7 protein-coding genes are annotated in these 7,571 nt (G+C 73.1%); 1 reads left to right on the forward strand and 6 read right to left on the reverse strand.

Features of this window, described 5'->3' with window-relative positions; all coding sequences use genetic code 11:
• The 4 genes from PROKR_RS30595 to PROKR_RS06670 form a co-directional block, all read right to left on the reverse strand.
• Nucleotides 1-709: SGNH/GDSL hydrolase family protein (locus PROKR_RS30595; protein ID WP_051432745.1), on the reverse strand; the 709-nt coding region annotated here is incomplete at its 3' end.
• A gap of 1 nt (nucleotide 710) precedes the next feature.
• The gene (locus tag PROKR_RS06660) at nucleotides 711-1,916 is read right to left on the reverse strand and encodes a glycosyltransferase (RefSeq protein WP_036960952.1); all 1,206 of its coding nucleotides are present in this window, start codon (nucleotides 1,914-1,916) and stop codon (nucleotides 711-713) included.
• Nucleotide 1,917: 1 nt separating this feature from the next.
• Nucleotides 1,918-3,024, reverse strand: coding sequence for a glycosyltransferase family 4 protein (locus PROKR_RS06665; protein WP_051432746.1), 1,107 nt, complete (start codon nucleotides 3,022-3,024; stop codon nucleotides 1,918-1,920).
• Between the two features lie 199 nt (nucleotides 3,025-3,223).
• Nucleotides 3,224-4,534, reverse strand: coding sequence for a glycosyltransferase 87 family protein (locus PROKR_RS06670; RefSeq protein WP_036960954.1), 1,311 nt, complete (start codon nucleotides 4,532-4,534; stop codon nucleotides 3,224-3,226).
• 101 nt (nucleotides 4,535-4,635) lie between these two features.
• Between PROKR_RS06670 and PROKR_RS06675 the strand changes: the two genes are divergently transcribed.
• Nucleotides 4,636-5,865 carry an Nramp family divalent metal transporter gene (locus PROKR_RS06675; protein WP_036960955.1) on the forward strand — a complete coding sequence of 410 codons (1,230 nt, stop codon included), beginning with the start codon at nucleotides 4,636-4,638 and terminating at the stop codon, nucleotides 5,863-5,865.
• Here the strand turns inward: PROKR_RS06675 and PROKR_RS06680 are convergent.
• Nucleotides 5,855-6,769, reverse strand: coding sequence for a DUF4097 family beta strand repeat-containing protein (locus PROKR_RS06680; RefSeq protein ID WP_036960956.1), 915 nt, complete (start codon nucleotides 6,767-6,769; stop codon nucleotides 5,855-5,857). The genes PROKR_RS06675 and PROKR_RS06680 overlap by 11 nt on opposite strands.
• A complete protein-coding gene (locus PROKR_RS06685; protein WP_036960957.1) occupies nucleotides 6,769-7,428 on the reverse strand; it encodes a LuxR C-terminal-related transcriptional regulator in 660 nt (219 codons plus the stop codon). Before PROKR_RS06685 ends, PROKR_RS06680 begins: the two co-directional genes overlap by 1 nt.
• Between the last annotated feature and the right edge of the window lie 143 nt (nucleotides 7,429-7,571).

Consider the following 7,571-nt stretch of genomic DNA (forward strand, 5'->3'; position numbering starts at 1 on the left):
CGGCGTAGGCCGGGTCCAGCCCGGCCAGCTCACCCGCGACCCCGAGGGCCAGCCGCCGGTGCCCCGCCGGCGAGGGGTGCACCCGGTCCACGTGCCAGGCCTTCTCCCCGGCGGGCGCGATCGCCCCCACGGCGTCGACCACCACCACCCGGCCAGGGCCGGGATGGATTGAGCTCGGTCGGTTGCCTTCAGACCGGTCGGTTGATGGACCGGTCTCAGTGCGACCGACCGAACTCGAAGTGGACGCCCCGGCGACCTCGTCCACCGCCGCGTTGACGGCCGCGACGCGGCGGCGCATCACGCGCCGGACCAGCCGCGGGGCGAGCTCGAAGAGGCCGATCACGGGGAGCCGCACCAGCACCACGTCCGTGCCCGCCCGGCACAGCTCGCCCACGCAGCGGTGCAGGTCGGCAAGAGTGAACCGGGCGTCGAAGTCGCTGCGCAGCACGTCGTTGCCGCCCACGAGCACGGTCGCGAGCCGGGGCCGCAGGGCGAGGGCGGCGTCGAGCTGTGTGTCCGCCACGTCGCGGGAGCGGGCGCCGTTGGTGGCAAGGTTCGTGAACTCGTCCACGCCGAGCACGGCGGCGAGGTGCGCGGCCCAGCCGGGGCCGTGAACGGCGTCCGGGCCGACGGTGTCGCCCACACCCACGGTGATCGAGTCACCGAGTGCGACCAGCCGGAAGCTCTCGCGTCCCGCCGGCCCCGTCATCTCACCGTCGCCCCGCGGTGCCGGCGTCGGCCAGGTCGAAGGCCCGGCGCGAGTGCAGGTCCATCATCGCGTCCCCGGTGGCGCTCCAGGGGAAGAGCTCCGCGCGGGCGCGGGCCTCCTTGCGCCGTCGGTCCACGTCGCGGTCGAGCACCTCGTGCAGGGCGAGGGCCAGGGCGGACGGTTCCGGCGGGGCGGCGGCGCCCGCGGTGCCCACCACCTCGGGCAGCGCGCTCGACGAGCTGCAGACCACCGGCGTGCCCGAGGCGAGGGCCTCCAGGGCCGCGAGGCCGAAGGTCTCGATGGGTCCGGGGGCGATGACGACGTCGGCGCAGGTCAGCAGGGTCGCGAGCCGGTCGCGGTCGGGGATGAACGAGAGGAACCTGTGCGGCAGCCCGGCGGCCTCGGCCCGCTTGCGCATCTTCGGCAGCAGCGGTCCGGCGCCCGCGACGACGAGTCGCACGGGGCGGCCGTCGCGCATGAGCTGGGCGGCGGCGTCGATCGCGAGGTCGGGCCGCTTCTCGGTGGACTGGCGGCTCGCGAGCACGATGAGCGCGGTGCCTGGCGGCGCGTACTCCGCACGTGCTGCGGCCGAGTACCGGTCGGGCCGGAACCGTTCCAGGTCGACGCCGAGCGGTACGCGGTACAGGGGAGGGAGCTTGGCGCCCCGCACGCGTTCGGCGAGGCGCTCCACCTCGGCCCCGGCGAAGTGGGTGGTGGCCACGAGCCGGTCGAACCGGGTGAGCGTGGCGAGGTTGTAGCGGTCGGCCAGCGCCGGGGTCGCCGTCGCGCCGAACGAGGCCGCGTAGCCACCCTCGGCGCCGCCGGGGATCCAGGAACGCAGCACGCCGTCGACCCGCTCGTGCAGCATCATCAGCGACGGGACGCCGGCCTCGCGGGCCCAGTCGCCCAGGCCGGCCAGCGTGGTGCGGTCGCTCACCTCGAGCCGGTCCGGCGCGAGCGTCTCGAGCAGACCGCGCATCTTCCCGGGCCGCACCACGGCGCGGTAGCCGCCGGAGAACGGCACGCGGGGGGCCGCCAGGCTGACCACCTTGACCCCGTCCACGGTCGAGACCCCGTCCCGCTTGTCCGGCACGACGAGCACGGGTTCGTGCCCCCGGGACAGGTACTGCCCGGCCATGGCGTGCATCGCGGTGCGGATGCCCCCGGAACGAGGGCTGTAGAAGTTCGCGACGTGGACGATTCGCAAGTTATACCTCCGCTGAGCCGGCTCTCGCGTGCACCCGGATCGCGTCGTCGTAGTGCCCCATGAGCTCGGAGCAGATGTCGTGCCACGTACGGCCCTCGGCCCTCATCCGGGCCGCGGTACCGAAGGCCCGCCGCTTGCGCTCGTCGCCCACCAGGTCGACGACGCGGGCCCGGAGCGCCTCGTGGTCACCTGGAGGGTACAGCCAGCCGTCGTGGGAGTGCCGGACGATGTCCAGCGGGCCGCCCGCCGCAGGTGCCACGACGGGGACGCCGCTCGCGTGCGCCTCCTGCAGCGTCTGGCCGAAGGTCTCCAGCTCGCCGGGGTGCACGAACACGTCGAGGCTCGCCATCGCGCGCGACAGCTCGGCGCCCCGCAGCAGCCCGGTGAAGTGGGCGGCGGGCAGGGTCTGGCGCAGCTCGTCCCGCTCGGGGCCGTCACCCACGATCACGAGGCGGACGTTCGGCAGGTCCTGCACCACGCGCAGCGCCTCGACCTGCTTCTCGGCGGCCAGCCGACCCACGTAGCCCACGAGGATCTCGCGCCCGGCGCCGACCTTGCGCCGCCAGGCCTCGTCGCGGAACTGCGGGTGGAACGCCCGCGTGTCCACGCCCCGGCCCCAGAGCCGCAGGTTGGGGATGCCGTGGTTCTCCAGCTGTCGCATGGTCGCGGTGGACGGGGCGAGCGTCATCGTCGCGCGGTCGTGGATGTCCTTGACCCGCTTCCACAGCAGGGGCTCGAAGTGGCCCAGGCCGTACCGCGCCGCGTAGCCAGGCACCTCGGTCTGGTAGACCGCGACGCTCGGCAGCCCCAGCCGCTCGGCCGCGAGGATGCCGCGCCAGCCGAGGATGAAGGGAGACGCGAGGTGGACGACGTCGGGGGCGAACGTGGCCAGCGTGCGCTCGGTGCGCCACTTCTTGCCGACCACGAGCCGGACGTCCGGATACCCGGGGAAACCGATGGAGCCGAGCTCGACGACGGGGGCGCCGCTCACGAAGGGCGGCACGTGGCCGATCGACGCGTCGGCGTCGGGCGCGAGGACCATGGCCTGGTCCCCCCGCTCGTGGAGGTGCTCGAGGACCCGCAGGACGGAGTTGGTGACCCCGTTCACCTGCGGGAGGAAACTCTCCGCAACGATGGCTACTCGCACGCTACGAACCTGCCGGTCGCCGGTGTCCGGACGAAGACTTTCGTGCGGCGAGTCGGGGAACGGGTGGCGTCGAGACGGTAACCGCTACACACGATGTCACGATCCTGACCGTAGCGGAGCCACCGTGCCCATGGCATGGGGAACACCCCTGAAGTGACCCTCAACTCGTCACAGTCGGCACCCTGTGGGCAAAGGCGAGCTGGGAAAGCCGGACGAGCGCGCCGGCCAGGAGGGCCACGAGCAGCGCGTTGCGCAGGGCGCCGACGCTCGTGGCGAACCACCAGCCGCCCAGGAACTCGCCGTACCGCAGCGGGTAGAGCTCCATGGTCAGGCGGGCCACGATCAGCGTGCCGACGGCGGGCACGAACCACGTGCGCTTGGTGCCCTGGCTGCGGCTGCCGAGCGCGATGGCGGCCGCGACGGGCGGGCCGACCCACGCGATGAACTGCGGCGAGCCCACCTTGTTGAAGACGATCAGGGCCAGCAGCTCCGCGGCCGCGCCGACCAGCAGGATGTCGCCCACGCGCTCGGGGCGGCGCCGGGCGGCCCACCAGATCAGCGCGGCGATCAGGAGCGCGGCGACGGGTAGGGCCACGTCGAGCACCTGCGCGGTGAGGTCGGCGCCCCCGCCGAGCACCTCGTAGGTGTAGATGACGTCGTCGTACTCGACCTTGATCGTGGGGTCCCAGATCCGGGCCACCGTGAACGGCGTGGCGGCGACGGCCTCGACCTGGAGCTGCCGGTCGCCCTGCTCGCCGAAGACGTCCAGCACGTTCGCCTGCCCGCCGCCCGCGAAGGCGAGGCCGACGACGACGGCGCACACCGCCGCGCCCGGCAGCACCACGTTCCGCACGAACGCCCTGAGGTTCGACGCCGTGGCGGCCAGTGCCAGGGCCACCGCGCCCGGGGCGATCTTGATCCAGGCGCCCACGGTCGCCAGCGCCATCGCGAGGGCCGGCCGCGGGACCGCGATCAGCAGTGCCACGAGGATGATCGGCGCGAGCAGGCCGTCGAGCCGGCCGATCCAGATGGGCCCGAGCATGACGAGGAAGAACAGCCAGTACCAGGAGGCGGCGCGGCCGTGCGGCTTGGCCCGGCCGAGCAGGGCGACGGCGCCGGCGTTGGCGGCGGTCACCATGCCCATCCACCACCAGTCGTAGCCGACGGTGCTCTCGGTGAACAGCGCGGGGATGGTCATCGGCCCCAGCGCGCCCAGCGGGTAGACCCAGGCGTAGTCGAGCACGGGCCACGAGCCCGTGTTCATGCCGTTGCGAACCCACCACTCGTACAGGTTCACGTCCCCGAGGATCTGCCCCCCGAAGACCCAGGCCTGAAAGATGATCCAGGCGTGGGCCAGCACGAAGCCGACCCACAGGGCCGGCCAGGAGGAGAACACGCGGGTGGCGGACCGCAGGAGGTCCACGGCCTTGGGCGTTGTCGACAGGTCTGACGGGCTCGGCACGGGCCACATCCTTGCACTGATCGGCGACCCGATCGGCGATCGGTCGATACGGGTGCAAGTTCGGCGATTCGCGAGTTAGAGTTCGGGTACCCGAACTTTCTGGAGACCCGATGACTCGCACCGCCGCTGGGCCACGCACCGGTCGCGCCCGCCTCTTCGTCCTGCTCGGACCTGCCTTCGTCGCGGCCATCGCCTACGTGGATCCCGGCAACGTGGCCGCGAACCTCACCGCGGGAGCCCGGTTCGGGTACCTGCTGGTCTGGGTGCTCGTGGCGGCCAACGCGATGGCGGTGCTGGTGCAGTACTTGTCGGCCAAGCTCGGCGTGGTGACCGGCCGGTCACTGCCCGAGGTGCTGGGGGAGCGGCTGCCCCGCCGCGCCCGGCTCGCCTACTGGATGCAGGCCGAGGTGGTCGCCGCCGCGACCGACCTTGCCGAGGTGATCGGCGGTGCCATCGCCCTGAACCTGCTGTTCGGCGTGCCGCTGGTGCTGGGCGGCGTCATCACCGGGGTGGTGTCCCTGCTGGTGCTGGGAGTGCAGCAGCGCCGCGGGCAGCGGGCGTTCGAGGGGGTCGTCACGTCGATGCTCGCCGTGCTCACGGTCGGCTTCTGTGCCGGGCTGTTCTTCTCCCCGCCCGACCCGGCCGCCATGCTGGCCGGCCTCGTGCCCCGCCTGGAGGGCGCGGACTCCGTGCTGCTGGCGGCCTCGATGCTCGGCGCCACCGTGATGCCGCACGCGATCTACCTGCACTCCTCGCTCGCTCGCGACCACCTGCACGCGCCGTCGACGTCGGTGCCGCGCATCCTGCGCGCCACGCGGGTGGACGTGGTTCTCGCGCTGATCCTGGCCGGGAGCGTGAACATCGCCATGCTGCTGCTGGCGGCCGCGAACCTCGCCGGCCGGGAGGGCACGGACACCATCGAGGGCGCGCACGCCGCCATCGCCGGCACGCTCGGGCCGGTCGTGGGCGTGCTGTTCGCCGTGGGGCTGCTGGCCTCGGGGCTCGCGTCCACGTCGGTCGGTGCCTACGCGGGGGCCGAGATCATGTCGGGGCTGCTGAAGGTGCGCGTGTCGCTGCTGACCCGGCGCGTGGTGACGCTGCTGCCGGCGATCCTGCTGCTCATGACTGGGATCTCGCCCACCTGGCTGCTGGTGGTGAGCCAGGTGGTGCTCAGCTTCGGTATCCCGTTCGCGATGATCCCGCTGGTGAAGCTCACCCGGGACCGCGCGCTGCTGGGCGAGCACCGCAACGCCCTGACCACCCAGGTGCTGGCCTGGGTGGTCGCGGGCGTGATCGTGGCGCTGAACGTCACGCTGCTGTGGCTGACGTTCACCGGCTGAGGTAGGCGACGTCCCCGTTCGAGCTGCGCATCTCGACGGTGCGCGCGGCGTCCGGGTCGGTGGGCCCCTCGATGATCTCGTCACCGTTCGACGTCTGGATCGTCAGGGCCACCGGCTCCTCGCCGCCGTGCACCGTGATGCGGCCGTTGCTGGTCTCGGCGTAGACGTCGCCGCCCACCGCCGAGATCTCCACGGAGCCGTTGCTGGTGCGGGCCGACGCGTCGCCCGCGACCGCGTCGAGCGTGATCCGCCCGTTGCTGGTGTTGCTGGTGACGGTGCCGTCCACGTCGCCGACGGAGATCTCGCCGTTGGAGGTCGAGACCTGCACGTCGGAGCCGGCGTTCGCGACGGTGATGTCGCCGTTGCTGGACCGGGCGGACAGGAGGCCGCCCATGTCGGTGGCCTCGACCCGGCCGTTGCTCGTGCGCACGTCGACCTCACCGGCCACGCCGCTCGCCACGACGTCGCCGTTCTCGGTGCGGACCACCACCTCCGTGTCGGCGGGCAGGGTCACGTCGAGCTCGCCGGAGCACCGGGGCAGGAAGATCGACCAGCCGCAGCGGTGCGTGACCTCGAGCCGGTTCGGCGACTCGTCCGCGGAGTACCGGGGGCTGCGGAGGCCGCTGTGCGCGATGGCGTCGACCTCGACGTCGCCCTCGGCGGCGGTGACGGTGACGTCGCCGTCGGTGACCAGCACCACCGTGTCCACGGCGTCGTAGGAGCGGTGGGTGGTGGACGTCTCGGACACCATCAGGTCGACCAGGAACAGCGCGCCGAAGCCCACGACGACGACGCCGAGCACCACGCCGAGCGTCGTCAGCACGCGGGCGGTCGCGCCGCGCTGCGGGGGGCCGGGCGCGTACCCGGCGTCCTGGGGGTAGCTGTCGGGAGGCGGCTGGGTCATCAGCGGGATCCGTTCTGGTCGAGCCAGCGCAGCACGGCGAGCACCCGGCGGTGGTCGTCGGCGGCCGGCGGGAGGCCGAGCTTGGTCAGGATGTTGGTGACGTGCTTCTCGACGGCGGCCAGCCCCACGACGAGGCGGTCCGCGATTGCGGCGTTGGAGCGGCCCTCGGCCATCAGCGCCAGCACCTCGCGCTCGCGCCTGGTCAGGACATCGAGGTCCGAGCCGGGGTGGCGCGCGATGATCTGCGTGACGACCTCGGGGTCCACGACGGTGCCGCCCTCCGACACCCGGGCGACGGCGTCGAGGAACTCGTCGACGTCGGCCACGCGGTCCTTGAGCACGTAGCCCAGGCCGCGCGCGCCCCGCGCGAACAGCTCGCTCGCGTAGCTCTGCTCCACGTACTGCGAGAGCACCAGGACGGGCAGCCGGGGGTGCAGGCTGCGCAGGTGCACCGCGGCCCGCAGGCCCTCGTCGGTGTGCGACGGCGGCATCCGCACGTCGGTGACCAGCAGGTCGGGCAGCTCGGCGTCCGGCGTCGACAGGGCGAGGACCAGGTGGTCGGCCGTGCCGTACCCCGTCACCTCGTGCCCTTCGGCCACCAGCAGGCGGGTCAGGCCGTCCAGGAGGAGGACGGAGTCCTCCGCGATCACGATGCGCACGGGACCTCCACGGTCAGGCGGGTGCCCGCACCGGGCGGGCTGTCGAGCTCGAAGGTGCCGTCCAGGGCCGCGACCCTGCCGCGCAGGCCCGCGAGCCCGCTGCCGGGGGACAGCTCCGCGCCACCGCGGCCGTCGTCGGACAC

The sequence above is a fragment of the Promicromonospora kroppenstedtii DSM 19349 genome (assembly GCF_000515355.1).
Taxonomy (GTDB): domain Bacteria; phylum Actinomycetota; class Actinomycetes; order Actinomycetales; family Cellulomonadaceae; genus Promicromonospora; species Promicromonospora kroppenstedtii.

What these genes read in the sequence shown, in the direction of transcription:
- PROKR_RS06670 (WP_036960954.1), bottom strand. Translation starts at nt 4,534, where the DNA reads ATGTGGCCCGTGCCGAGCCCGTCAGACCTGTCGACAACGCCCAAGGCC.
- PROKR_RS06675 (WP_036960955.1), top strand. Translation starts at nt 4,636, where the DNA reads ATGACTCGCACCGCCGCTGGGCCACGCACCGGTCGCGCCCGCCTCTTC.
- PROKR_RS06680 (WP_036960956.1), bottom strand. Translation starts at nt 6,769, where the DNA reads ATGACCCAGCCGCCTCCCGACAGCTACCCCCAGGACGCCGGGTACGCG.